This is a genomic window from Tabrizicola thermarum (genome assembly GCF_003574395.1).
Taxonomy (GTDB): domain Bacteria; phylum Pseudomonadota; class Alphaproteobacteria; order Rhodobacterales; family Rhodobacteraceae; genus Tabrizicola; species Tabrizicola thermarum.
The window spans coordinates 18,791-43,393 of record NZ_QMJY01000074.1 but is presented as its reverse complement, the minus strand read 5'-3'; the positions used below and the strand labels follow the sequence as shown (position 1 = coordinate 43,393).

The following is a 24,603-nucleotide window of genomic DNA, read 5'->3' as shown; positions in this document are numbered from 1 at the left end:
CATGGCGACCGAAATTCTGATGCCTGCGCTGTCCCCGACGATGGAAGAGGGGACGCTGGCCAAGTGGCTGGTCAAGGAGGGGGATGTGGTCAAGTCGGGCCAGATCCTGGCCGAGATCGAGACCGACAAGGCGACGATGGAGTTCGAGGCGGTCGACGAGGGGGTCGTCGGCAAGATCCTGGTGGCCGAGGGGACTGCGGGGGTGAAGGTGAACACGCCCATCGCTGTGCTGCTGGATGAGGGAGAGGATGCTTCGGCTGCGGTCGCGGCGCCCAAAGCCCCCTCGTCCGCCGTTTCGGCCGGGGCCTCGTCGGGCGGCGCGTCGGCACCGGCCCCGGTGGCTGCGCCGGTCGCGGCCCCTGCCCCGGTTGCGGGTGCTGCGCGCGTCTTCGCCTCGCCCCTGGCGCGGCGGATTGCCCGGGAGAAGGGGCTGGACCTGACGACGGTGAAAGGCTCGGGCCCGCATGGGCGGATCGTGCGGGCGGACGTCGAGGGCGCGGTCCCGGCGGCGGTGCAGCCTGCGGCGGCGGCGGCGGTTGCCGAGGCTCCGAAGGCGGCCCCTGCCCCGGCGGCGGCTCCGGCAGCGGCGGCGACGGCGATGCCTGCGGGCATGGCGGCGGAGACCGTGCTGAAGATGTATGCGGATCGTCCTTTCGAGGAAGTGCCGCTGGACGGGATGCGCCGGACCATCGCGGCGCGGCTGACCGAGGCCAAGCAGACCATCCCGCATTTCTACCTGCGCCGCGAGGTGCGGCTGGATGCGCTGATGGCGTTCCGCGAGCAGCTGAACAGGCAGCTGGAAGGGCGCGGGGTGAAGCTGTCGGTCAACGACTTCATCATCAAGGCCTGCGCGATGGCCTTGCAGGCGGTGCCGAATGCCAATGCCGTCTGGGCGGGCGACCGGATCCTGCGGCTGAAGCCCTCGGATGTGGCGGTGGCGGTCGCGGTGGACGGGGGCCTGTTCACCCCCGTCCTGCGCGATGCGGAGAAGAAGTCACTGAGTGCTCTGTCGGCAGAGATGAAGGACCTGGCCGCCCGCGCGAAGTCGAAGAAGCTGGCGCCGCACGAGTATCAGGGCGGGTCCTTTGCGATTTCGAACCTTGGCATGATGGGGATCGAGAATTTCGACGCGGTCATCAACCCGCCGCATGGCTCGATTCTCGCCGTGGGCGCGGGCGTGAAGAAGCCAGTCGTCATGGCGGACGGGACCATCGGGGTGGCGACGGTCATGTCGATGACGCTGTCGGTGGATCACCGGGTGATCGACGGGGCCTTGGGGGCCGAGTTCCTGAAGGCCGTGATCGAGGCGCTGGAAAACCCGATGGTGATGCTGGCCTGAACCGGCGGAGCGGGGGTTTCACACCCCCGCACCCCCGTGGAGTATTTCCGAAAAGAGCAAATGGGGGCCGGAAGGTCCCCTTTTTCTTACCGCGACTTCAGCTTTTCGATGAGGGTCGAGGACCTGCGGAGGATCGTTGCTGCGGTGCCAAGGGCGACGATCCAGAGCGTGACGGTCAGGATCCGCTCGCTGGCGAAAAGTGCTGCGAGGACAGTGCCTGCGGTGAGGATGGCCATGCGCTGCGGCTTGGCGAGGGGGCCGGAGAAGTCGGGCGGGAAGCCCTCGGCGCGGCCAAGCTCGCGGATGTAGGCGGTGGCGATGGCGAGGCTGGCGACAAGGAGGCCGAGGGAGGGGTGCCCGGCGGCGAGGCCCGCGCCGGCGAAGAAGAGGAAATCGGAGACGCGGTCCGGGGCCTCGTTCCAGAAGGGGCCGTCCCTGGCGCCGCGGCCGCCCTCGATGGCGACCATGCCGTCGATCAGGTTGCAGACGAGGCGGGCCTGGATCGTGGCGGCGGCGACGATCAGGAAGACGGACTGTGTCAGCCCGGCGACCTGCGTGGACAGTGCATAAAGGAAGAAACCCGCAGCGGCGAAGCCCATCGAGGCCTGGGAGATCCGGTTCGGCGCGATCCCCCTTGCCACGGCCCGGGAGGCGAGGCGGGCGGCCCAGGCGGAGTTGCGCGAGGTGAGCGGGCGGCGGTTCTGGTCGCTCATGTCGTGGACCAGACCCAGCGGGTGACGTGGAAGAAGATGGGGGCGGCGAAGATCACAGAGTCGAGCCGGTCAAGGAAGCCGCCGTGGCCTGCGATGAGGTGGCCCCAGTCCTTGATCCCCCGGTCGCGCTTGATCGCCGACATGACGAGGCCGCCGAAGAAGCCCATGAGCGTGATGAGGAGGCACATGCCTGCGGCTTCAAGGGGCGAGAACGGGGTCATCCAGTAGAGCGCGGTGCCGATGGCGGTGGCCGAGAGGGTGCCGCCGATCAGGCCCTCCCAGGTCTTGGAGGGCGAGAGGGTCGGGGCGACACTGGTGCGGCCGAGGAGCTTGCCCCAGACATATTGCAGCACGTCCGAAAGCTGCACGACGAAAATGAGGTAGGCGATGAGGATGACGTTGCGGCCCTCGAACCCCGGGATCTGCAGGTAGAGGAGCGCGGGGACGTGGCTGGCGCAGTAGACGCAGATCATCAGCGCCCACTGGGTTTCCGAGACGCGGATCAGGAAATCCCGGGTGGAGCCGCGCAGGGCAGAGGCGACCGGCAGAAGCAGGAAGGCGTAGACCGGGATGAAGATCGAATACATCCCGTACCAGTCCGTGGCGATGAACCAGTACTGCAGCGGCAGGATCAGGAAGAAGCAGGCGACGAGCGACCAGTGGTCGGCGCGGTTGTGGGTGGTCAGCGTCATGAACTCTCGCAGCGCGGCGAAGGAGCAGAGCGCGAAGAGGAGGACGACGCCCGGCTTGCCTGCAATGAAGGCAAGTGCCAGGCAGATCACCATCACCCACCAGGCATTGATGCGGGCGTTCAGGTTCTCGATCACCGGGTTTTCGCCGGCGGGGGAAAGACGGAGGCGGAGGATCTCTCCGATCACCGAGGCGAGGACGAGGATCGTGCCGACGCCGGCCAGAAGCCAGAGGAGATGAGGGGAGGTCATGCCGCCGCCGGGGGGGTCAGGGCGAGAAGCGCCCGGGTGGCGCGGGCGAGGAAGGCGTCCCTGGTCTCCTCGGGCTCGACATGGATCGGAGCGCCGAAGGTGAGGGTGCAGATCAGGGGGACGGGAATGATTTCACCCTTTGGCATGACGCGGTTGAGGTTCGCGATCCAGACAGGGACAAGGTCCACCTGGGGCCGCGCCCTGGCAAGGTGATAAAGGCCTGACTTGAAGGGCAGAAGCGGCGCGTCGGAACTGTTGCGCTGGCCTTCGGGAAAGATGATGAGCGAGGAGCCCTGGTCGAGGGCGGCGACCATCTGGGCGACCGGGTCCTCGGTCCGGGCCTCGGGTCGGCGGTCGATGAGGACCGCGTTGAAGACATCGCGCCCGATGAAGGCGCGAAGGGGCGAGGTCAACCAGTAGTCAAGCGCGGCGACCGGCCGGGTCTGGCGGCGAAGGGGGCTGGGAAGTGCGGTCCAGAGCAGGACGAAATCGCCGTTCGACGCGTGATTGGCGAAGTAGACGCGCTGGCGCGGCACGGGTTCGATCCCGTGCCAGATGGCCCGGGGCGCCGTCATGAAACGGGCAAAGGTCGAGATCGCCAGACCGGTCAGTCTTGCCGCGAAGGAGCGTAGGGACGCGATCATGCCTGGACGGTCATTCGGCCTTCAGGATCTGATCCATGTTGAGTGCCGGCTGCGCGCATCCGGCCTTGCCGACCACGCGAGCCGGAACCCCGGCCACGGTGGTATTGCACGGCACGTCTTCCAGAACCACCGACCCGGCTGCGATCCGCGAGCACTGCCCGACCCGGATATTGCCCAGCACCTTGGCCCCTGCCCCGATCAGGACACCGTCGCCGATCTTCGGGTGCCGATCGCCGTCCTCCTTGCCGGTTCCACCAAGGGTGACGGAATGCAGCATGGACACGTTGTCGCCGACCACGGCGGTTTCCCCGATGACGATGGAATGGGCGTGGTCGATCATGATCCCCTTGCCGATACGGGCAGCGGGGTGAATGTCGACGCCGAAGACCTCGGACACCCGCATCTGCACGAAGTAGGCGAGATCGATGCGGCCAGTCTGCCAAAGCCAATGGCCGATCCGGTAAGCCTGGACGGCCTGGTAGCCCTTGAAGAAAAGCAGCGGTTGCAGGAAGCGGTGGCAAGCCGGGTCACGCTCGTACACGGCCATCAGGTCGGAGCGTGCGGCTGCGCCGATCCCGGGGTCGGCATCATAGGCCTGATCGGCGATTTCGCGGAGGATCTGCTCGCTCATCTCGCCCGAGGCGAGTTTCAGCGAAAAACGGTAGGCCAAGGCGCGTTCCAGCGACGAATGGTGGAGAAGCCCGGAATGGATGAGCCCGCCAAGCAGCGGTTCATTGCGGATGGCTTCGACCGCCTCTTCGCAGACGCGCCGCCATACCGGATCTACCGCGGCAACTCTTGGTCTGGTCTCAAGCATGGCGACGTCTCCGATTGTGGCATAGTCATACCACATCGGTTGCGACATTCGAGATGCATTTCCGTGACCCCAGTCATCACAGCCGGTGATGGAGGCCGGACGACATCCGTCAGCCAAGGTCGTTCACGCTGCGCGGCGGCGGCAGGCCTTTTCAAAACAGCCTGCCGCCTTGCATTTCCCAGGTCCTGGCTGCGGCACTACACGACGACGTTGACCTGTCTGAAAGGCCCCGGCCCGAAACTTGACGACAGCTGGGCGACCGACAGCTGGAACGGCCCGGCAACCATGTCAGCTGCCCGCATCGCGGCAGTATAGGTGAAGGACGGCTGACTGACCGAATATTCTGCCATGGTGGTCGTCCCTTGCAGAACCCGCACCAGATAGCCTTCGGTCTCCTCGCCCAAGGGCACTTCCGAGGATTGCCAACTGTCACCGTCGATCCGTGTCCTGCGTTTCCATGTCAAGGTCACGTCACCGGCAAGGACCGTCGGGCGGAGATGGGCCACCGGATAGGGCCGCAACCCGATCCCGTCGAAGGCCTCGACCCTCAGGACGGTGTTGACATCATCGTAGCCGCGCGACGCCGCCCCCACGCGATAGTAGCGGGCAAGCCCGCGGGCAGAAGCGGCAAGGTCAAGCTGCGAAAGGGCAAGGTCCAGCAGGACCACCGTACTTCCAGTGGGCCAGATGGACGGCATCACGCCGTCCGTGCCAAGCTGCCCACGCAGCCTTTCGGACAACTCATAAGTATCCGGCCCGACGAGATCTGCCGTTCGGAACTGGAAAACTTCCCAGTTGGCGCCGCTGCCATCGCCGATGGCCATCGCATTGGCACCATTCAGCACCGACACCGCACTGGCAGACGTCAACTCTCCTCCGACAAGCCTGACCCGGAGCGGCGGCCCACGGTCCCAGAGCCCAGGCCGGTGTGCTGTCATCGGTGACTCGGTGACGCCAATCACGGCCGAGGCCGCGACAAGGCGGTTGATCTCATACCCTGCATCTTCCGCAGACGACCAGATGGCCACCGTGCCGGGCCAGGGTTGCGCGGCCACGGCGACATGTGGCGCATGGGGGACCTCGGTTCCCGTCAGAAGCGGAAGATCCAGGAACACCGGAACAACCGGGACCGGCGCCGAGAACGCGCGAACCGAGATCGTCTCGTCGATGCGGTCCGAGGGCAGATAGACGCCCGGTTCGACCCGAACGGCTTCCAGTATCTGGCCCTCGGCCTGCTCGACACGGTCCACCCGGAAACGCCGACCGTCATAGCCGACGACGTCGCCGGCCCCGATGGAAAGCCGAGACTTCGGCAAGGAGAACCTGATCGTGTCACGGGCGACGCGCGCTTCGGCCAACCAGCGCTCGACAGCCGTCAGCCCTTCGATGCGCGTCAGGGCCAGTGGCAAGTCAGTCTGCGAAACGGTAAGTGCCTCTTCATCCGGGAACCGGGTTTCGACTGCGCGGACCTCGTAACTCGACTGGGCATCGACAAAACCCAGGCGGATCGTGCCGGCCGTTTCGGACTCGGCCAGGCGCGTCGCTTCGATGCTGCCGTCGATGTCAGGCGACAGGGCAAGGTCATCCGGGCCAAGGCTGGCCTGAAGCCGTGCATCCCTGGTCCGGAAGACAATTTTCCCCTCCCGTTCGAAGGCATCAAAGCCGAAGGCCAGCATCAATGGCTGCAGACTGGAGCGGGCAGTTGCCAGATCGGCCTGCTGGTAGCCCCGGACCAGTCCGAACAGGAATTGCACATCGATCTGGTCTGCGCCGGATCGGTGACAGATTTCGCTCACGACGGACGCGAGCGGCTGGTTCGAGGCCCGACCATTCAGCCAATGACCGCGCGCGTAATTGTCTCCGTCATTCCAGATGTCGGACTGCCCGGGGAATTCCGGGAAAGGCCGCGCATCCCAGGCCCAGGCATAGGCATGACTCGTGTCGACCATTTGCCCAGCATAGACTGGCGAGACCGGGTTGTTTTCGGCCTTTGACCAGAAAGACCCCATCGCCAACAGATACTGCATCTGGATGAGATCGTCCCGCCGACCGTTCGACCAGGCAGGCAGACCGGATTCCGAAGACTTCACGTCCACGAACTTGTTCGGCTGGTTTGTGCCCTTGTCCACCGCAGCACAGCCATATTCGGTGAAACGGATCGGTTTGGACGCAGGACTCCAGGCCGTAGGCTCTGACAGGCGCTCGCCATTCCGCCGTTCGTAGTGCAGGTTTGACCACCACGACCGGATATCCTTGTAGCGAAAGACCCAGGGCTCGCCGTATTCGCCATCCGTGATCGGTAGGCGCCGCTGGGCAAGCGCCCCTTCCGTGCCGTCATAGTACCAGTCGTAGCCCTCGCCGCCCGCGATGTTGGACATCAGGTAAGCCGGGTTGTAGATCGAGCCGAAACCGGCATCGGCATGATCCTCGCCGTCACGCCAGTCCGACAGGGGCATGTAATTGTCGATGCCGACAAAATCGATGTTCGGGTCTGCCCATAGCGGATCAAGGTGGAAATAGATGTCCCCGTCCACGTGGTATCCGAAATATTCGGACCAATCCGCCGCGTAGCTGATCTTCACGTTCGGCCCAAGGATCGACCGGACATCCGCCGCCAGAGACCTCAGCGCCACCACCGCCGGAAAGACATCGCCCGCCCCCCGGATCTGCGTCAGAGACCGCATTTCCGATCCGATGCAGAAGGATTCCACACCTCCCGCAGCGGCACAGAGATGAGCGTAGTGCAGAATGAACCGCCGGAACCCCCAGTCGTTCGGTCCGGCATAGGTGACGCTTTCGCCGCTGACGACGAAGTCACCAGGCTGCGCCGCGCCGAAGAAAGCCGCAACCTCTGCAGCAGCAGCCGCAGTGCGATCGGGCGAGCCCGGACGACCAGGAGCCGTCGAAAGCGTCACGCGTCCGCGCCATGGCAAGGCAGGTTGCGTCACCGCGCCCGACCACGGATCGGGCAGAACATTGCCTGGAACCTGGTCCATCAGGATGAACGGGTAGAACATCACCTCCTTGCCGCTGTCCCTCAAGGCCCTGATGGCCTCGATCACCGATGCGTCCGATGGGGTTCCCCCATAGACAGAGACACCATCGACCTTCGGCACCTCCTGCGCATGGGCGCGCGTGATGCCGCCCGACCGCCACGGCATTCCGACACCGTCTCGAAGCGTCTGCTCGACTTTCGGACGGATCGTGCAGGATGAGCAGCGCAGGTCGTCCCCGAACCACGATACGACCAGCGAGACCGCCCCGACGTTCGGCAGTTCTTCGGTCAGCTGGCTCAGACTGGTCGCAAAATCCGTCATTCCGGACGGAGAATGGACATTCGCCGTCCGATTTCGGCCAAGCCCCTCGGCATAGTGCACCGGCGTCGTTGCCAGCCCGTATTCGCCGGTTCCGGGAATAAGCGCCACACCTCTGACCACCTGATCCAGTGTCTGCGAGGACTGGACCGCCGGCCCCTGCGCGGCGCGAACGACTTCAAAGCTGAACTGCGGCACCCGATTGCCATAGGACGACAACTCCAGGTCCTCGATCACAACGTAAGCTACACCGCGATAGGCGGGTGCCTTTCCGCTCCCCTCGATTGCCTCCAGCAACGGGTCGGGAAGCTGGGTCTCACTCCCGGTATAAACACGCATGTTAAGGTCACGGGCCGAGATCTCGTTGCCGTCCGCCCAGATCCGGCCAACCCGTAGGATCTCCCCCTCGCAAAGCGCGATCGCGAGGCTGACAGAGTAGCTGTACTCGTTCACCTTCGGCTTTGGGGCGCCCTTGCCGGTCCTGCGGCGACGGATCGTTTCGACGAAATTGGTTGCCCAGATGACCTGCCCGGACACGCGCATCCGTCCCCAGATCTGCCCGATTGCCGCACCTTCCCCGGCGCCGGTCAGGCGCAGGCGCTCGATGCGGCCGATGTCAACCGGCTCGGACCCTGCGCCAAGAACGCGCTGGTCGATTGCCCGACCGATCGTCGCACCGATCGCCCGGCCGATGACCGCCCCCGAAAGCCCAAGCACCGAACCGCCGAAACCGGCGCCAAGCGCCGCGCCTGCGGCAGAAAGAAGCAATGTCGCCATTCATCTGGCTCCTTCTGGAAAGCAAAACCGCGCCGCGATCCGGCGCTGCCAGGGGGCTGACAACGAACTCTCGATCACGCCGTGGCCTGTGTAAGAGTGGATGAACCGCGGATGCGCCCCGATCCGGGACTGCAAACCCAGATGCTTGGCGATACTGCCGTCCCTCATGCGGAAGACCAGAACGTCGCCGGGCGCCTGCCGGGCCAATTCCTTGGCAATCAACCACCGCGAGGCCGCTGCCAGAAGCACCTCGCAATGGGTCGGCTCTGCCCAATCCTCGGTGTAGGCGGGAACCTCTTCCGGTTCCGTTCCGTAAAGTGCCCGCCAGACACCTCGCAACAGGCCAAGGCAATCGGTCCCAACCCCCTTGACGCTGGCCTGGTGCTGATACGGCGTGCCGATCCAGGCCCGCGCCTCGGCCAGCGCACGCTCTGCCACGGTCATGGAACACTCCCGCCCACCCGCGTCGCTCCGCTGGCGGCACGGTCCGGCACCGGATACGACGCCAGCCAGTCCTCACCCGGAATGTGCGGAAAACCCCGGAAGTTGAGGAAGTTGGCAAACTTCGTCCGACAAGTGGTCGTCGTCTTGTCGCAGCCCGCCTGGAGCCTGACCGTGTCACCGGCAACCATCGCTGCCCCAATCGACTGCCACAGGTCGATCAGGCGCCTGCTTCCCTCTTGCCGATCATTCTTGACCACACCGAACAGACCAGCTGCGGCGCCGGTCAGGACTTCAAACCGACCGCCCTCGAACCAGCGATCATCAAAACCGCTCACCCCGGTCAGGACAAATCCGCGCTCCTCGTCGACAACGTCCACCGTGGCAACGACGGAAAAGCCGGGTTGCCCCAGATCGAAGCGACAGCGCGCGTCCCCCAGAACTGCCGAACAGCCCGGGGTGTAGGCCAAGCCGTGGGGGCGGTTCAGCCGCTCGCTCAGGCCCCGCAACTCGGCCTTGAACGCGCCGCCAGACCGCGACACCTCACCCAGATACCCGCGGAACTGCTCGATATAGTCGCCCGGCGACTGCCAGTTGACCAGAAAGGCCCTCACTTCTGCCCCGTCGAACCGACCCGCCAAAAGGTCGGCTTCGGTGATCGAACTTGCACTCAGTGCACCGAAGGCCTCGGTATTGTCCACTGACAGACCTGTGGTCTGGTTCAGAACCCGCGCCGTCATCCCGGTGTCCGCGCGACAGAGGATGCCATCGACCTCGATTTCGCGGTCGTGATCGGTGAATCCCAGCACCAGACCGTCGCGGCGCGTGATGGTCCAGGCACGGCAGACCGTGGTCACTCCGCTTGCCAGATGGTCAAGAAGCGCGTCTCGCGTCATAGCCTGATCTCCACCACCGGAACGGTCGGCACGTCGCCCGCCTGGAACGACGCGACCGAAGTCTGGATCGCGTCGGCGTCAAATCGCACCGGAACGTCGAACTCGAAACCGGCGGTGACCCGGGTCCCCAGGTCCGGGGGCAGCACGAATGCCACTTCCCCAGTCGCCACATCGACCGAGAACTCAAGGCTTTCGATCTTCTGGTCCCCGGCCACGGCGACAAGGACCGTGCCCGCGACCGGTTTCCGGATCGGCCGGGTATAGCTTTGCAGGCCCGAAACATAGGTCTTCTGCAACTGGAAGACGGTCGTGACGCCGTCACCGATCCCGATCAGCTGATCCTCTGGCGTGGGCGTCGCAAGAGGCAGGCATGACTTGTAGTCGGACCAGTCCTTCCAGCGAAATCCGTGCATCTGCCCGGCCCGCGCCTCGAAGAAAGCGATCAGCGTCTCGATATCGTTCAATGACCGCAAACCCACACCCGCATCATACCGGCGGCGCGAGTGCTGCCAGGGCGTGTTCCTCTCCTCGAAACCGTTGGCAAGGGTGACGATCTCGGTCCGGCGCTCGGGCCCGCCGACCGAGCCAAAGCTCAGGTTTGCGGGAAAGCGTACTTCATGAAAGGCCATGTCTCGTCCTCACCTGTTCCGCTGGCCGCGCGACAGCGCGCGACTGACCTGGGCAGCCACCTGGCTTTGACTGCGTTGAAAGCCCTGGACATCCGGGGTGGTGATGTTCATCACCACGTTCACCGCCCGGCCTCCCGCCGTCTGAACGCCTAGCCGGCCGTCCGGCCCGCGTGCCAGCGGCATGATCGCCTCGGGGCCCGCCTCGCCCATCAGGCCCATCCCGCCCCGCATGGGAAACGTTGTCGGAGAGCCGACGATCCCGCCTTTGGCAAAGGGCATCACCTTGCCCTGACTGAACGTGCCACCCTTGGCAAAGGGCATGCCCCCGCCCATCAGCCCGGCCACGCCCTGCGCCAGAAAACCGCCAAGCGCGTTCGTCACCGGCTTCAGCGCGATCGAGTAGACCGTGTCAACGATGGTGTTGGCCACGGTCTTCAGGGCGTCGTTCAGCTTCATCCCGTCGAAGACCAGCCCGTCGAAGGCCTTTCGCAGGCCCCCGCTGATCCCGTTCGACAACGTGTTCACTTCGCGCCCGGTGAAGACCATCGTCTCCTTCATCCGGGCCAGTTCGCCGTCGAACGCCGCCACCATCGACACCGAAGACCCCAACTGCGCTTCAAGCGCCCTCAGCTGCTCCTGCATCGTTCCGATATCCGCCATCGCCCTGTTCCTTCCTCACATCCGGGAACGCTGCCGCCAGCTCGGCCAACCGCGCGCGTGTCAGGGGCGGGACCAGACCTTCCCGCCCCAGCATGATCTTCAGTTCGACCGGCGTGAGCCGCCAGAAAACCGCAGGCTCCAGCCTCAACCCATGCAGGCCCGCCTGCATGAGACCGCGCCAGTCGATCCCGCTCATGGCTCGCCGGGCAGCGAGAAGGCCCGGGCCAGGAGTTCGGCTGCCGCCCGCGCCGCCTCGACCGGCCCGCCGCCGATTTCGACGCGCAACAGGTCCGCCGCCGTGCCCTGCCAGCCACCGCCTCGCAGCCCCGCGACGATCAGCGCCAGCACGTCCCGCGTCGAAAACCGTCGCTCCTCGAACCGCTGCACCAGGTCCAGAAGCGACCCCGTCTCCAGCGCCTCCTCCAGCTCGGCCAGCGCGCCCAGCGTCAGCTTCGCCACATGACGCTGTCCATCGAGGACGATGGCGACCTCACCTGCCCAGGGGTTCGCCATGTCAAAGCGCCGTGAAGGTCAGCGCCCCGGCCGAGGCCATTGCCATCTCGTAGCTGGCCTCGTCGTTGTGGCTGCCCGAATATTCGATCGAGGTGATCTGGAACGGGCCCTCGATCACTCCGAAACTCGGGATCACCACCTGAAAATCCGGGATCTCGCCGTTGAAGAACACCTGCCGCGCGCGTTCGTCGGTCGCCTCGTCGCGGAACACGCCCGACCCCGAGATCGCGGCGGACTTGACTCCCGCCCCGGCCAGAAGCTCACGCCAGCCGCCCTGGCTTTCCAGACTGGTGACGTCCACCGATTCCGTGTTGAAGCTGATCCGCGTTGCCCGCAGGCCCGCGATGGTGACGAACTGGCCGTCCCCCGTCTGGTCGATCTTGATCAGCAGATCCTTGCCGCTTTGCACAGCCATCTTCGCTCTCCGTCATGATGGGATAGGTGGCGCCTGGCGCCCCCCTCTCCCGCAGGGGGAGAGAGGATGGGGATAATGGGCGCTACAACTGAACCCGCGCCCGGAACGTCAGGTCGATGCGTCGGGTTTCGCCCTCTTCGATCCGACGGGCGATGGCCCGCAGGAAGAACATGCTGACCAGGGCGCCCCGGCTCAGGGTCAACGGCGCTCCGATCAGCGCGTCCGAAATGTCGGCAGCGATGGTCTTGATCGACAGAAAACCCGTGGCATCGGTGATGACACTGATGACCATCTGATGCTCGGCGCCCGCGCCCGACTTGTCGGACTGGTCGCGCGCCTCTTCCGGCCCCAGCAGGACGAAGGTCCCGGTCACGTTCGGCGGCACCGCATCGTAGATCGCCACCCCGGCCAGGGCAGGCCAGGTCGACAGCCGCTGGAACACCGCCGTTTGCAGGGCGGGCGCTGCACCATAGCTCATTTCGGCACCTCCTCGCGGGCAAAACAGGTCAGGAAACGGCCAAACGGGTCGCGCTCGGTGACCGCCTGGATCAGGAACAGCCGCGTCCCCTCACGGAACCGCTGCCCCGCCACCGGGCGCGACCCCGACCCGACCGGAGCCCCGCGGACCGTGATCCGGTAGGGGACGGCCGAAAGAAGCCGCTCTTCGCCCGGGGTGTCGCCGCCCGACCCCGGCAGGACCTCGGCCCAAAGCGTGCCCAGCGGCGTCCAGGACAGCGTGAAGCCGCCTGCGCCGTCCGGGGTCCGGACAACCCCCTCCAGCACCAGCGACCGGTTCAGATGGGGGGCGTTCATTTCTTGCCCCCGCCCAGGATGCGGACCGTCCGCCCGCGCTCGATCAGGGTGACGACGCCGAAAGGCAGCCCGGCAGCCTGCGCGCCGTCGTCATGCCGGTGCTCATAGTATTCGCCCGCCAGCAGCAGCACCGCCTGCCGCAGGTCCACCGGAACATCCGTCCAGGCCGCACCGAACCCGGCGTCGAAAACGATTTTCACCAGACCTTCGCTCGGGATCGTCGGCAGTCCCGTGCCCTTTCCCGCAAGACGCGGGCGATGCAGGTCGGGGACAAGCCGATACGCCGTGGCAGGCACCACGACCTCACCGCCCGCCGCGTCGACCAGCGTGACGCTCACGATCCCCGACACCGGCGACACCGGCAGCGCCTGCTCGTCGTCGCGCCAGCAGTCCAGCACCCACAGAAACCGGCGCTGGAACAGCATCTTGCCGATCCGCCCCTCGATCGCCGCCATCGCGGCGCGAAGATAGGTCTCTATCAGCCCGTCCTGCAGACCGTCATCGGCAAAGCCGGACCCCATCCGCAGATGGTCCTTCATCTCCTCCACCGGCAGCGCCACCAAGGGCACCTGGGTCTCTTCGGTCAACATCATGGGTCACTCTCCGCCAGCGGCCGCGTCTGATTGGGGCACAGGGTCGGCCCGGCCCCTCAAGGGACCGGGCCAGCAGGTCACGACACCGCGACCTTCAGCAGCTTGATCGCCGCAAAGTCGGTGATGTCGCCGCCCACGCGCTTGTTGGCGTAGAACAGGACATTGGGCTTGGCGCTGAACGGGTCACGCAGGATCCGCAGGTCAGGGCGTTCCGCGATGGTGTAGCCGGCGCGGAAGTCGCCGAAGGCGATGGGATAGGCGTTGGCCGCCACATCCGGCATGTCCTCGCTGACCACGACCGGATAGCCCATCAGACGCGACGGCTCGCCCGCCGCCAGGCCATCCGACCACAGGAAGCGGCCGTCCGCGTCCTTCATCTTGCGCACCGCGCCCACGGTCTTCGAGTTCATCAGGAAGGTGCCGTTGGCCCGGTAGTCCGCGCCAAGCGCATAGACCAGGTTGACGATGCAATCGGCCGGGTTGGTGGTGGCAAAGTCCGAGGCCGCCCCCGTGGGCACATAGCCGATGTTGCCCCAGGTCCAGGTCGCATCCGCCACCTTGGTCGGCAAGAGGATGCCGCGCGGCTTGTCCACGCCGTCGCCGTTGATGAAAGCCGCAGCCTCGGCACGGGTGAAACGGGTGGCGATCTTTTCGGCCAGCCAGCCCTCGACGTCGAAGGCGCTGTCGTCCAGCAGGCGCTGGCTGGCCTTGGGCATCGCCGCCAGCTCGTGCAGCTTGATCGAGATGCGCTCGATGATCGGGGTCGCGGTCTCGGTCGTGGCCGCCGTTTCGGTGGCCCAGCCCGAGCCAACTTCCGACCGGTCCACGATCACGTCGAAGCTGGTCGCCTCGACCTGCACCACATTCGCCACCGACCGCAGGCTGGAGGTGGACAGAAGCAGCGACTGGATGCGGTCGGCCGTCTGCGGATCGACCAGATAGCCACCATCGGCGGCCACGGCGGTGGACATCGCCTTGCCTTCCAGGGTCAGGCCGCGCAGGCCGTCATCGTCCCCGGTCCGCAGATAGGCGTTGAACGCCTTCTGATGCGGCGCCTCGGTTTCCGCGCGGGCCGAAAGTGCGGGGCGGCCATAGGCCATCGTCTTTGCGTTCAGCATGGTCAGTCGCTCTTCCTGATGTTTCAGCGTGGATTTCACTTCGTCCTGAAAGCGTTTGAATTCGTTCAGGAACCCGGTCATGGCCGCCTTCGCCTCGGCGGCCGGAGACGGGTTGGTCAGAGTCTGGGCACGGGGCAAACCTTCCCCGGCCCGAGCCTTCGTCTCGGTCATCTCTTCATCCTTCTTCTGTCACTTGGGACGCCGCGCTATCGCCCGGCCAGACTGCGGCGCGCGTCCTCGAAGACCGCCGCCATGTCGCGCCAGTCGTCGTCCAGGGCATCCGCCTTGGCCGCGACCCGCGCCTCGGGAAGCATCGGGAAGGTCACCAGCGACACTTCCCAAAGCTCCAGCTCCGACAACAGGCGCTTGCCCTTGCCGTCGCGTTCCGCCTTGACCGTGCGATAGCCGATGGAGAGCCCGTCGATCGCCCCGGCCTGAACCAGCGCCGCCACTTCGCGGCCCCGCTCCACCTCGGTCAGGATGCGCCCCTTGACCCAGAGGCCGGTGGCATCCTCGCGCACCTCGTCCCAGACGCCGATGGGCTGGCCCGGATCGTGCTGCCACAGCATCTTGACCCGCCCGCCCCGCGCAGCCAGCCGCTTCAGGCTCGAGGCATAGGCGCCCTTCTGCACGATGTCGCCACCCTGGTCGGTCTTGCCGAAAAGGGACGCATAGCCCTCCACCACATGGCCCTCTGTCACCACCAGGCCCGCGTCACTCTGCTGGAACTTCCGCTCCGGCGCTCCGTATTCGCTCATCGCCTCACCTCATCGCTGCCCTGATGACCGTCTCGGCCATCTGCGCCAACAGGAACGCCGCCACACCGTAGACGCCGACCCAGATCCGTTTTTCCAACCGCTCCAGCGTGGCCTCGATCAGCCCCAGCCGATACTCCAGCGCCGCCCAGCGCTCGTTCGCCACGCGCTCGTTCGCCTCGATCCGCGCCGCAGCCGCATCGAAACTGTCGTAGACAAAGCGCGATCCGCCCTCGCTCCGTCGCGCGGTCATTCCGCCTCCGTCAGCTTCGGCAGACCCAGCAGCATCCGCTTTTCCGCCACCGTCAGAAAATCGGCCGCCGCCACCCGCGCCCATTGCTGGTCCCGCTCGCTTGCCAGCGCGGGCACCTGATCCAGATCGGGTTTCAGGTCCACCTCCTCGCCGGCGAACCGCGACAGCCAATGCGCGAGGTCCGCCAGGACCTTGGTCGCCAGCGGCAACACGGTCAGCCGGAAGAAGGCCCGGTTGGCCTCCTGATAATTGGCATAGGTCGCGTCGCCCGGGATGCCCAGAAGCATCGGCGGCACGCCGAAGGCAATGGCGATCTCCCGCGCGGCGGCTTCCTTGGTCTTCTGGAACTCCATGTCGCTGGGGCTGAACCCCATCGGCTTCCAGTCCAAGCCCCCTTCCAGCAGCATCGGACGGCCAGCGTTGCGGGCCCCCTGATGATGCGCCTCCATCTCGGCTACCAGCCGCTCGTACTGGTCCGACGACAGGCTCGCCGCCCCGTCCGCGCCCTTGTAGACGATCGCCCCCGAAGGCCGCGCGGCGTTGTCCAGCAGCGCCTTCGACCAGCTGGAAGCGCTGTTGTGCACATCCACCGCCACCGCCGCCGCCTGCATCGGCGAAAAGCCGTAGTGGTCGTCCTGCGGATGGAAGGTCTTGAGGTGACAGATCGGGCTCATCTCCCCCGTCACGTCATAGCGATGCGTCCGTCCGCTGACCGTGTAGTCATAGGCCACCGGCCAACCATCCGCTCCGGGGACCAGGTTCATCCGGTCCGACCGCAGCACATGCAGCTCGCCCGGCATCGCGCCGACGCCCGGCACCGCCTCGACATAGGCGTTCCCGGACAACAGCAGATAGCCATAGACCGCCTCCAGAAACTCCGCCCGCCCCTGCGCGCCATTGGGACGCGAGATCAGGTCCATCACTGGATGGCTTTCGAACCTTTGCTCATGTGTCTGGCACACCAGAGGCAGCGCCGCCGCCGCCTCGGCGATCAGCCGCACGACGCGGAACCCCACCGGATTGCCCTGAAACCCCGTCCGCGTCAGGCTGACCGTGTCCCGAGGGCTCCAGGCCACGCGGCCCGCGGCTCCCCAGGCGATCACCCGACCCACGGCCGAAGCCTTGCGTTCCGGAACCGCCGCCACCGGCGCCTTCCGCAGAAAATCGAAGACCATCCTCGCACTCCTTCATGCCCCGGGCCGTGCCCGACCGTCCGGGCTGCCTGATGCGCCCGGCCATATGACCCGCAATTCCTCTGGATCCGCTAAAGCGACCGAACGCTGGGTCGGCCGCCGTGCAACGGCATCAGCATCAGGTCCGTCAGCGCCCAGACCAGCGCGTCCAGCCGGTCCGGCGACCCCGCCCCCTGCCAGCCCACCGCCGTCATATTGCCCATCTGCTCTTCCAGCGCGCCCAGGCCTCGGACATGGCGAACCCGGCCCTGCTCGTACAAGGCCGCCACCGGCTCGGCGCGCAGCCATTTCGCCCGTGTCGCATGGACCGCCCGGAACGGCACCAGCGGGTCGATCATCCGCACCATCTGCTCCACCAGATCGCCGCCCTGGTTCACCTCGGCCACCAGCCGGTCCGCCCCGTGCCGCTCCATCGCCGCCAGCGCCGCCCGCGCCCAGCCCTCCGGCGTCGCGCCCTTGACCGAGGCATCCTCCAGCACCACCGCGCGCCAGTCCTTCGGCTCGCCCCGCGTATCGGCGCCGACCACGATGATCCCGCACTCGTCGCTCGACTTCATCGACGTGACCGGAGGGTCCACCGCCACCACAACCCGGTTGAACACCGGCACCTCGTCCACCCGCGCCGCCTCCAGCATCTGGTGCGTCCACAGCGCCCCGTCCGCCTCCTCGATCAGCACGCCCTCCAGCTCCTGCCGGCCGAACTTCGTCCCGCCATAGCGCGCCTGCACCTCCGCAAGGAAACTTTCCGCCAGATAGGCCCGGTTCGCCTCGGTCGGCGCATGGGTGATGACTGTCGAGGGGTTCTTCAGGATCGCCTTCAGCACCGCCACATTGCGCGGCGTCGTCGTCACCACCTGCTGCGGGTTCCGCCCCAGCCGCAGCGCGAACTGCAGCTGATCCCAGGCCTCCGCCCCCTTCTTCCACTTGCCCAGCTCATCCGCCCAGGCCGCATCGAACTGCGGCCCCCGCAGCGCCTCGGGCTCATGCGCCGAGAACACCTGCGCCACCGCCCCGTTCGGCCACAGAAGCTGGTTCTTCGACGCCTGCCACTCCGGCTTGCGGTCGGGCGGAGAGCAGGCGACGATCCCGCTTTCCCCCAGCACCATCACGTCGCGCACCTGGTCGATCGTCTCACCCACCAGCGCCACCCGCTTGCACTTGCCCGGGTCGCCCGGCCCTGCACCCTCGACCTGCGCGCGCACCCATTCCGACCCGGCCCGCGTCTTGCCCGCGCCGCGCCCGCCCATGATGACCCAGGTCTTCCAGGCCCCCCGTGGCGGCAACTGATGCGGCAGCGCCCAGAACTCGAACACCCAGGGCAGCGCCAGCAGCGCGTTCTGGCTCAGGCCACCCAGAAACTCATCCACCTCCTCCGGCGTTGCGGAGGCAAGCCAGGCGGCGCCCGATTTCAGCTCGGGCACTGTCAAGGTCGAGTGCCCCCCCGGCTCCGACGTGGCCGGCAATCTGCTTGCGGAGTTTGTCAACTTTGCCCCTTTCCTCCAGCACCTGGACGGCGGTCGCGCGAAGATCGCGGATCGCTGTCTGCGCTGCCCTGACTTCTGCGAATTCCCCGGCCCGCAGGGCTTCGATGGTGCGCTCCAGCTCCATCACCGCAAGGCCGTAAAACTTTTCCGTGGCCGCCAGCACCTCTTCAGGCGTGGGGCCTTCCCCCGAAAACCTCACTGTCATTCCAGATCCGTTCACCCCTCATGCTGCCCCCGCACGAAGGAAATGGAAAAGCGGCCTGCGGGGAGCCACCCCGGGCCGCTTCGACACTTCTTCCAGCATGCCACGATGTCTACATCAGACCGCGCGGAAAGTCAAGATAAATACTTTATTATCAATGGCTTGAAGGGCGCAGGCTTAACCTTCGGTTAACCTTCACTCGCCCTGCACGCCGCCTTCTTCCGCCGCTCCCTGCGCCGCTTCGATCTTGCGCCAGGCGGCCACGTTGCGGTTGTGCTCTTCCAGGGTTGCGGCAAAGGCATGTCCCCCGGTGCCATCGGCCACGAAGAACAGATAGTCGGTCTTGTCGGGATTGACCGCCGCCTTGATCGCCTCGACACCGGGATTGGCGATCGGGGTCGGGGGCAGGCCAGAGATGACATAGGTGTTGTAGGGCGTCTCGCGGCGCAGTTCGCTTTGGCGCAAACCGCGCCCCAGCACGCCCTCGCCCTTGGTGATGCCGTAGATCACCGCCGGGTCGGTCTGCAACCGCATCCCCTTCCGCAAGCGGTTGATGAAGACGCTGGCCACCCTGCCGCGCTCCTCGGGCACCCCGGTCTCCTTCTCGATGATCGAGGCCATGATCAGCGCCTCTTCCGGTGTGTCATAGGGCAGGCCCTCGGCCCGGTTGGCCCAGGCCTCGGCCAGGATCGCCGCCTGCTTCTCGGTCATCTTTGCGATGATCGAGGCACGCTCCGTCCCGCGTTCGACTTCGTATCCGCCCGGCGCCAGCGAGCCCTCCGGCGGCACGGTTTCCAAAGAGCCGCGCAGGAAATCCGCCTTTTTCAGCGCATCGACGATCTGCCAGCTGGTCACGCCCTCGGCCACCGTGATGCGGAAGACCAGCGCCGGGTCGTCCGAGACCTCCAGATACTCCGGCGGCAGGGGATCGGCACCGGGAACAAAGCGCACGACCTCGGCATAGGAATTCGTCGTCAGGTCCAGCTCGCTCAGCACCACTTCGGCCGTCGTGACGCCGATGCGGAAATTCAAGTCGCGCCCGCAGGTGGACCGTCCGGTCGCGGTGATCGCCTCCAGCACCTGCGACATGCTGGCCTGGGCCGGAACCGTATAGCTGCCGAATTTCAGGTCATCCGCCAGATCGGCATATTCCGCCCCGATGCGGAAGATGCGCGCATCGGTGATGACGCCGCGCTCCTCCAGGTTCCGGCTGACCGCTGACAGACTCGCCCCGCGCTCGACTTCCAGACAGATCGGCGCGGCAAGCGGTCCGGGCGCGACAAACTCGTTCCGCCCCCAGGCCACCAGCGCCGCCACCGCGACAAGGATCACGATGAACAGCGTCAGCGCGTTCGAGGCGATGGACCGCCACATCCCTAGCGCACCTTGCCCAGGACAAGGCTTGCGTTCGTCCCGCCGAAGCCGAAGCTGTTGGACAGCGCCACGTCGATCCTGCGCTTCACCGCCCTGTTGGGCGCCAGATCCAGCTTCGGCTGGACGGCCGGGTTGTCCAGGTTGATCGTCGGCGGAGCGACCTGATCCCGCAACGCCAGCACGCAGAAGATCGCCTCCACCGCGCCCGCCGCCCCCAGCAGATGCCCGATCGACGACTTGGTCGAAGACATGGTCGCGTTCGGCGCGTGGTCGCCCAACAGCCGCTCCACCGCGCCCAGTTCGATCGTGTCGGCCATGGTCGAGGTGCCATGCGCGTTGATGTAGTCGATGGCCGAGGGCGCGAGCCCCGCCCGCTTCAGCGCCGCCGACATGGACCGGAACCCGCCATCGCCGTCCTCGCTGGGCGCGGTGATGTGGTAGGCATCGCCCGACAGGCCATAGCCCAGCACCTCGGCATAGATCTTCGCGCCGCGGGCCCTGGCGTGTTCCAGCTCCTCCAGCACCACCACGCCGGCGCCTTCGCCCATCACGAAGCCGTCGCGGTCGGCGTCATAGGGACGGGAGGCCTTTTCCGGCTCATCAGCCCGCTTCGTCGACAGGGCCTTGCAGGCGTTGAACCCGGCGATCCCGATCTCGCTGATCGGGCTTTCCGTCCCGCCCGCGATCATCACGTCGGCATCGCCCCACTGGATCAGCCGCGCCGCATCGCCGATGGCATGGGCGCCGGTCGAGCAGGCCGTCACCACCGCATGGTTCGGCCCCTTGAAGCCGAACCGGATCGAGACCTGCCCCGACGCCAGATTGATGAGAGCGCCCGGAATGAAGAAGGGCGAGACCCGCTTCGGGCCCTTCTCCTTGATGAGAAGCGCCGTCTCGGCGATCGAGCTCAGCCCGCCGATGCCCGAGCCGATCATCACTCCGGTGCGCAGCTTTTCCTCTTCGGACGGGTTCTCCCATCCCGCATCCCGCACCGCCTGCACGGCCGCCGCCATCCCGTAGATGATGAAGTCGTCGACCTTGCGCTGTTCCTTCGGCTCCATCCAGTCGTCGGGGTTGAAGGTGCCGTCGCTGCCGTCGCCCTTCGGGATCTCGCAGGCATATTGGGTGACGACGTTCGAGGTATCGAACCTGGTGATCGTCCCGGCCCCGGACTGACCGGCCAGAAGGCGGCTCCAGGTCTCTTCCACCCCGCAGGCCAGAGGGGTGACCATTCCAAGACCGGTGACGACGACACGCCGCATTCTCTTCTCCCTCACGGATCAGGCTTTGCCCCGGGTGATACACGGCCCCCCTGCCCCGCGCAACCTTGGGGCGGGCGGATCGGCGGGGCGAGGGGCGCGCCGCGCGCGGCGCCTTTTTGGGATGCAGCGAAATCAAAGGCTTGCCTGTGGGCGTTCAGGATCGGTTAACTCTTACCCCTGCCGCGCCACGATGCCCATGACGGCGGCCAGAAGCTGCGCCGCCACCGCCGCACCCTGCCCGTCGATATCGCGGTCGGGCATGAACTCCACCATGTCGAACCCCACGATCCGCGCCTTTTCTGCCACGCCCGCGATCAGCTCCAGCACCTGCCAGTAGCCAAGCCCTCCCGCCGTCCGCCCGATCACGGCAGGCATCACGGAAGGGTCAAGCGCATCGAGGTCGAGGCAGACGATCACCTCGGCCCCGTCCGAGATCAGGTCCAGCGCCCGGACGATCCCGTAACGCGCGACTTCTCCGGCGGGAACAAGGCCCACCCCCCAGGCCTCTGCATCCGCCACATCCTGCACCCGGGCCGAGCCGATGCCGCGCTGGCCGACCTGGATGATCGCCTCGACATGCTCCATCTCTGACGCCCGCCGCATGGTCGAGGACAGGCCCAGCCGTTCGCCCTGCACCTCGTCGCGCCAGTCGATATGCGCGTCGATCTGGAGGATCGTGCAGCCCCGCCCCCGCGCGCCATAAGCCTCGATCATCGGGATCGGCAGGCTGTCGTCGCCACCGATCAGCATCGGCACCCCGCCCCGGTCCAGCACCTGGCTGACCGCCCCGAAGATCCGCGCCCGGTTTCCCGCCGGGTCCGCGATGTCCTGCGGCAGGTCGCCCGCATCCACGGCAGAGACGCCACCGGGAAAGACCGGCCCGCCCAGATCGAAATTCATGTGCCCGAGGTTCGCCGCATAAGCCGCCCCCGCCGCCCGGATCGCCGCCGGGCCGCCCGCACAGTAGAAACCGACCGAGGGGTAAGGCGTGCAGCCGTCCGCCCCGATCAGCGCCATCCCGGCGGTCATCCGCGACAGGTCGCGGGTGCGCGGGATGCCCATGAAGGTTTCGACGCCGGACGCGCCGAACATGGTGCCAAGTGCGCTGTTGCCGGTCATGCGCGCCTCCTCATCCCGACCTCAATCTGCGGGTCGGCTGACAGGCTGGCAAGGCCATAGACGGGCGCAGCGGCGCACCTTCGCCGATACGGCGCGGCCGGGCCAAAATCCTTCGAAGGATTTTGCAAATCTTTTCGAAAAGATTTGCACCGCGCTGCCCGACCCTGAACGCAAAAGGCACCCCGAAGGGTGCCCTGCGGTCCGAAACCGGACGAAAGCGCCTTAGGCGGCTTCCGAGATGAACTTCACCGCGTCGCCGAAGGTCTGGATGGTCTCGGCGGCGTCATCGGGGATCTCGATCCCGAATTCTTCCTCGAAAGCCATGACCAGCTCGACCGTGTCGAGCGAATCCGCACCCAGGTCGTCGATGAACGAGGCCGATTCCGTCACCTTGTCGGCTTCGACGCCCAGATGCTCGACGACGATCTTCTTCACGCGATCAGCGATGTCGCTCATGTCCGTTCCTCTATCTTGGCGCGGGCTCACTCCCGGCCTTTACCGTTCTTCCCGGCTTCCCGGGCCTCAATCCTGCGCGCCTATAGCAAGGGTCGGCGCGCATGGCAAACGCTTTAACCCGACTTGCGCGGGGCGCGTGTCAGACCATGTCCATCCCGCCGTTCACATGCAACGTGGCGCCGGTCACATAGGCCGCTTCCATCGAGGCGAGATACAGCACGGCAGCGGCGATTTCCTGCGGCGTGCCCATCCGGCCTGCGGGCACCGAGGCGAGAATCGTGGCGCGCTGCTGGTCGTTCAGCTTTTCGGTCATCGCGGTTTCGATGAAGCCGGGCGCCACGCAGTTCACCGTGATGCCGCGGCTGGCGACTTCCTCGGCCAGCGACTTGGACATGGCGACGAGGCCGCCTTTCGAGGCGGCATAGTTCGCCTGTCCCGCATTGCCCGCGCGCCCCACGACCGAGGAGATGTTGACGATCCGCCCCCAGCGCGCCTTCATCATGCCCCGGATCGCCGCGCGGCAGAGGCGGAAGGGTGCGGTCAGGTTCACGTCGATCACCGCTTGCCAGTCCTCGTCCGACATCCGCATGGCCAGCCCGTCGCGGGTGATGCCTGCGTTGTTGACAAGGATATCCACCGCCCCCATCGCCTCGGCCGCGCGTTTCACCAGGCCCTCGACCTCTTCGGGGTTCGACAGGTTGCAGGGCAGGACATGGGCGCGGGAGCCCAGATCGGCCGCCAGCGCCTCCAGCGGTTCGACGCGGGTGCCCGAAAGGCCGACGGTGGCCCCGGCGGCGTGCAGCGTGCGGGCGATCTCGGCGCCGATCCCGCCGCTTGCGCCGGTGACAAGGGCAGATTTGCCGGTCAAGTCAAACATGGGATGTCCTTTCAGCCCTTCAGGGCGGCAATGTCTTCGGGCGTGCCGATGGCGCGCGTGGCGGCACCCTGGGCGATGCGCTTGATCATGCCCGACAGCGCCTTGCCGGCGCCGATCTCCCAGAACTCGGTGACACCCGCCTTTTCCATCCAGAGGACGGATTCGCGCCAGCGGACCGAGCCGGTGACCTGGGCGATGAGCAGATCCTTGATCCGGTCGGGCTCCATCACCGCTTCGGCGCGGACGTTGACCACCACCGGGACGGCGGGCTTCAGGATCGGGACGGCGGCCAGCGCCTCGGTCATCACCCGGGCGGCGGGCTGCATCAGGGCGCAGTGGAAGGGGGCGGAGACGGGGAGCAGCAGCGCGCGTTTCGCGCCCCTGGCCCTGGCGATCTCGACCGCGCGTTCGACGGCGCCCTTGTGGCCTGACACGACGACCTGCGCGGGGTCGTTGTCGTTGGCGGCCTGGCAGACCTCGCCCTGGGCGGCCTCTTGCGCAACGGCGGTCGCGGTTTCGAAGTCCAGGCCCAGAAGCGCGGCCATCGCGCCCACGCCCACGGGCACGGCCTCCTGCATCGCGCGGCCGCGGATGCGCAGAAGGCGGGCGGTGTCGGACAGGGTCAGCGAACCGGCGGCGCAGAGGGCGGAATATTCGCCTAAGGAATGCCCGGCGACGAAGCTGGCCTGATCGAGGCCGAAGCCCTCGGCCTCCAGCGCCCGGAGCGCGGCGATCGAGGTGGCCATCAGGGCCGGCTGGGCGTTCTGCGTCAGGGTCAGCTCGGCGATGTCGCCCTCCCAGATCAGCGCAGAGAGTTTCTCGCCCAGCGCGGCATCGACCTCGTCGAAGACGGCCCTGGCGGCCGGATAGGCCTCGGCGAGCGCCTTGCCCATGCCGATGGTCTGGGCGCCCTGCCCCGGAAAGACGAATGCGCGGCTCATGTATCCCCCATGCGTTTTGTCGGGGATAGCGCGGCAGGGCGGGTCATGCAATCACCCCCACATT

Annotated in this window: 27 protein-coding genes; 1 reads left to right on the top strand and 26 read right to left on the bottom strand. The window is 66.6% G+C overall.

The features are described from left to right. Position 1: 1 nt before the first annotated feature. Entirely contained in the window at positions 2–1,339 is a 1,338-nt protein-coding gene (locus D5084_RS10935; RefSeq protein WP_128515525.1) for a pyruvate dehydrogenase complex dihydrolipoamide acetyltransferase, read from the top strand. An 86-nt stretch (positions 1,340–1,425) separates the two neighbouring features. Here the strand turns inward: D5084_RS10935 and D5084_RS10930 are convergent, their stop codons facing one another. From D5084_RS10930 to fabD, 26 genes are all read right to left on the bottom strand, one after another. Next, positions 1,426–2,052 carry a CDP-alcohol phosphatidyltransferase family protein gene (locus D5084_RS10930; RefSeq protein WP_128515524.1) on the bottom strand — a complete coding sequence of 209 codons (627 nt, stop codon included), beginning with the start codon at positions 2,050–2,052 and terminating at the stop codon, positions 1,426–1,428. Beyond that, a complete protein-coding gene (locus D5084_RS10925; RefSeq protein ID WP_128515523.1) occupies positions 2,049–2,993 on the bottom strand; it encodes a phosphatidate cytidylyltransferase in 945 nt (314 codons plus the stop codon). The genes D5084_RS10930 and D5084_RS10925 overlap by 4 nt, the downstream gene beginning before the upstream one ends. Beyond that, on the bottom strand, positions 2,990–3,637 hold the full coding sequence (locus D5084_RS10920; RefSeq protein WP_128515522.1) for a lysophospholipid acyltransferase family protein: 648 nt from the start codon (positions 3,635–3,637) through the stop codon (positions 2,990–2,992). The genes D5084_RS10925 and D5084_RS10920 overlap by 4 nt, the downstream gene beginning before the upstream one ends. Positions 3,638–3,647: 10 nt before the next feature. Continuing rightward, complete coding sequence (cysE, locus tag D5084_RS10915) at positions 3,648–4,454, bottom strand: serine O-acetyltransferase (RefSeq protein ID WP_128515521.1); 807 nt, start codon at positions 4,452–4,454, stop codon at positions 3,648–3,650. 197 nt (positions 4,455–4,651) lie between these two features. Beyond that, a complete protein-coding gene (locus tag D5084_RS10910) occupies positions 4,652–8,545 on the bottom strand; it encodes a baseplate multidomain protein megatron (RefSeq protein ID WP_128515520.1) in 3,894 nt (1,297 codons plus the stop codon). After that, the gene (locus tag D5084_RS10905) at positions 8,546–8,989 is read right to left on the bottom strand and encodes an NlpC/P60 family protein (protein ID WP_128515519.1); all 444 of its coding nucleotides are present in this window, start codon (positions 8,987–8,989) and stop codon (positions 8,546–8,548) included. Then, on the bottom strand, positions 8,986–9,882 hold the full coding sequence (locus D5084_RS10900; RefSeq protein WP_128515518.1) for a phage/gene transfer agent baseplate hub protein: 897 nt from the start codon (positions 9,880–9,882) through the stop codon (positions 8,986–8,988). Before D5084_RS10900 ends, D5084_RS10905 begins: the two co-directional genes overlap by 4 nt. Continuing rightward, the gene (locus D5084_RS10895) at positions 9,879–10,511 is read right to left on the bottom strand and encodes a DUF2460 domain-containing protein (RefSeq protein ID WP_128515517.1); all 633 of its coding nucleotides are present in this window, start codon (positions 10,509–10,511) and stop codon (positions 9,879–9,881) included. The genes D5084_RS10900 and D5084_RS10895 overlap by 4 nt, the downstream gene beginning before the upstream one ends. A gap of 9 nt (positions 10,512–10,520) precedes the next feature. Then, positions 10,521–11,171 carry an RcGTA-type gene transfer agent tail tape measure protein gene (locus tag D5084_RS10890; protein ID WP_128515516.1) on the bottom strand — a complete coding sequence of 217 codons (651 nt, stop codon included), beginning with the start codon at positions 11,169–11,171 and terminating at the stop codon, positions 10,521–10,523. Next, the gene (locus D5084_RS10885; protein ID WP_128515515.1) at positions 11,128–11,367 is read right to left on the bottom strand and encodes a rcc01693 family protein; all 240 of its coding nucleotides are present in this window, start codon (positions 11,365–11,367) and stop codon (positions 11,128–11,130) included. Before D5084_RS10885 ends, D5084_RS10890 begins: the two co-directional genes overlap by 44 nt. Then, the gene (locus tag D5084_RS10880) at positions 11,364–11,684 is read right to left on the bottom strand and encodes a gene transfer agent family protein (protein WP_128515514.1); all 321 of its coding nucleotides are present in this window, start codon (positions 11,682–11,684) and stop codon (positions 11,364–11,366) included. Before D5084_RS10880 ends, D5084_RS10885 begins: the two co-directional genes overlap by 4 nt. A 1-nt stretch (position 11,685) precedes the next feature. Further along, the gene (locus D5084_RS10875) at positions 11,686–12,099 is read right to left on the bottom strand and encodes a phage major tail protein, TP901-1 family (RefSeq protein ID WP_128515513.1); all 414 of its coding nucleotides are present in this window, start codon (positions 12,097–12,099) and stop codon (positions 11,686–11,688) included. A gap of 82 nt (positions 12,100–12,181) precedes the next feature. Further along, the gene (locus D5084_RS10870) at positions 12,182–12,577 is read right to left on the bottom strand and encodes a DUF3168 domain-containing protein (protein WP_128515512.1); all 396 of its coding nucleotides are present in this window, start codon (positions 12,575–12,577) and stop codon (positions 12,182–12,184) included. Beyond that, a complete protein-coding gene (locus D5084_RS10865) occupies positions 12,574–12,912 on the bottom strand; it encodes a head-tail adaptor protein (RefSeq protein WP_128515511.1) in 339 nt (112 codons plus the stop codon). Before D5084_RS10865 ends, D5084_RS10870 begins: the two co-directional genes overlap by 4 nt. Further along, entirely contained in the window at positions 12,909–13,505 is a 597-nt protein-coding gene (locus tag D5084_RS10860; RefSeq protein WP_128515510.1) for a head-tail connector protein, read from the bottom strand. The genes D5084_RS10865 and D5084_RS10860 overlap by 4 nt, the downstream gene beginning before the upstream one ends. A gap of 77 nt (positions 13,506–13,582) precedes the next feature. Then, positions 13,583–14,794: a phage major capsid protein gene (locus tag D5084_RS10855; protein ID WP_128515509.1), complete on the bottom strand. Its 1,212-nt coding sequence runs from the start codon at positions 14,792–14,794 to the stop codon at positions 13,583–13,585. Between the two features lie 35 nt (positions 14,795–14,829). Further along, entirely contained in the window at positions 14,830–15,381 is a 552-nt protein-coding gene (locus tag D5084_RS10850; protein ID WP_128515508.1) for an HK97 family phage prohead protease, read from the bottom strand. 4 nt (positions 15,382–15,385) lie between these two features. Beyond that, positions 15,386–15,631 carry a GTA head formation protein, RCAP_rcc01685 family gene (locus D5084_RS10845; protein WP_128515507.1) on the bottom strand — a complete coding sequence of 82 codons (246 nt, stop codon included), beginning with the start codon at positions 15,629–15,631 and terminating at the stop codon, positions 15,386–15,388. After that, entirely contained in the window at positions 15,628–16,806 is a 1,179-nt protein-coding gene (locus D5084_RS10840; RefSeq protein WP_128515506.1) for a phage portal protein, read from the bottom strand. The genes D5084_RS10845 and D5084_RS10840 overlap by 4 nt, the downstream gene beginning before the upstream one ends. Before the next feature lie 89 nt (positions 16,807–16,895). Then, on the bottom strand, positions 16,896–18,236 hold the full coding sequence (locus D5084_RS10835; RefSeq protein WP_494337064.1) for a DNA-packaging protein: 1,341 nt from the start codon (positions 18,234–18,236) through the stop codon (positions 16,896–16,898). A gap of 469 nt (positions 18,237–18,705) precedes the next feature. Further along, positions 18,706–19,884, bottom strand: coding sequence for an endolytic transglycosylase MltG (gene mltG, locus D5084_RS10825; RefSeq protein WP_128515504.1), 1,179 nt, complete (start codon positions 19,882–19,884; stop codon positions 18,706–18,708). A 2-nt stretch (positions 19,885–19,886) separates the two neighbouring features. Next, on the bottom strand, positions 19,887–21,146 hold the full coding sequence (fabF, locus tag D5084_RS10820; RefSeq protein WP_128515503.1) for a beta-ketoacyl-ACP synthase II: 1,260 nt from the start codon (positions 21,144–21,146) through the stop codon (positions 19,887–19,889). Positions 21,147–21,317: 171 nt separating this feature from the next. Further along, entirely contained in the window at positions 21,318–22,265 is a 948-nt protein-coding gene (locus D5084_RS10815) for an arginase family protein (RefSeq protein WP_128515502.1), read from the bottom strand. 222 nt (positions 22,266–22,487) lie between these two features. Next, a complete protein-coding gene (locus D5084_RS10810; protein ID WP_128515501.1) occupies positions 22,488–22,721 on the bottom strand; it encodes an acyl carrier protein in 234 nt (77 codons plus the stop codon). Between the two features lie 139 nt (positions 22,722–22,860). Then, a complete protein-coding gene (gene fabG / locus D5084_RS10805) occupies positions 22,861–23,598 on the bottom strand; it encodes a 3-oxoacyl-[acyl-carrier-protein] reductase (RefSeq protein ID WP_128515500.1) in 738 nt (245 codons plus the stop codon). Positions 23,599–23,609: 11 nt separating this feature from the next. Then, the gene (fabD, locus tag D5084_RS10800) at positions 23,610–24,539 is read right to left on the bottom strand and encodes an ACP S-malonyltransferase (protein WP_128515499.1); all 930 of its coding nucleotides are present in this window, start codon (positions 24,537–24,539) and stop codon (positions 23,610–23,612) included. Positions 24,540–24,603: the final 64 nt, after the last annotated feature.